The sequence below is a fragment of the Alicyclobacillus fodiniaquatilis genome, from assembly GCF_042678105.1.
Lineage (GTDB): Bacteria > Bacillota > Bacilli > Alicyclobacillales > Alicyclobacillaceae > Alicyclobacillus > Alicyclobacillus fodiniaquatilis.
In genome coordinates this window covers 1-897 of the sequence record NZ_JBHUCX010000078.1, presented here as the reverse complement: position 1 = coordinate 897, position 897 = coordinate 1, and the positions used below count along the sequence as shown (strand labels likewise).

The window sequence follows — 897 nt, the reverse complement described above, 5'->3', positions numbered from 1 at the left end:
TTACTGGTTGGCTTGGACTGAGCCTTCAGGACATAACGTAGGCGGGTTGCGCCATGCGTGTTCTGAGAAGCCCCTGCCTTTAGGCATGGGGAGTGGTCACCCGAGGTCACCAAGACCATACGCAATAAACGTGTTATCATATGTCCAGGAGTGATTGAGCGTGGATGAACAGTTGAGGCAGCTGGAACAAAAAATGAATGAGCGATTTGATCGGATGGAAAAGATGGTTGCTGACTTGATTGGGGTTGTCGGAAAGACCAATGCGATGGTCTCTGACGTCAAACAGGAAATGTCTAATATGCGATCGGATGTCAACCGTATAGAAGGGGAAGCTGCGCTGTTGGACAAGCGTTTAGACTGGCAGCGGACGAAGATTGCGCAACTTGAAGAACAGGCTGCGGTGAAATAAAAGACTGCCACCTCGTTAATTAGGGGGGTCTATGCCATTACTGTTGATTTGCTGTATAGCGACTCACAATCGAAACGGACAAATAGAAAATAGGGGGACTGTGATGCAGCAGTAGACATTGAATGGTCTTTCCGATGAACAGAGGGAGTTTCTGCACGTAGCTGAAGAGGAAACGCATATATCGCGTGAGTGCGTTAAGTTCTTACATTACGCTGTTACGGCTGAGGTGAAGAAAGTTATTAAGAAAACGCCGTACATGATGAACTGAATCCTGTTTGGAGTTAGTCGCGGGTCTGTCAATAATTTTGTGTAAACTCCGTTCGATAAAACTAGCGGATATAGTTCTCCACTCGGTCTGGAAAGTATATGATTAACTGACTGAGTATGGGTCTGTCAATAATTTTGTGTAAACTCCGTTCGATAAAACTAGCGGATATAGTTCTCCACTCGGTCTGGAAAGTATATGATTAACTGACTGAGTATCTGTC

1 protein-coding gene is annotated in these 897 nt (G+C 45.5%); it reads left to right on the top strand.

Annotated features, from left to right (window positions below; translation table 11 throughout):
- Nucleotides 1-160: 160 nt before the first annotated feature.
- Nucleotides 161-409 (top strand): hypothetical protein, encoded by a 249-nt coding sequence (locus ACFSB2_RS19345; protein ID WP_377944740.1) that lies wholly within the window; start codon nucleotides 161-163, stop codon nucleotides 407-409.
- Nucleotides 410-897: the final 488 nt, after the last annotated feature.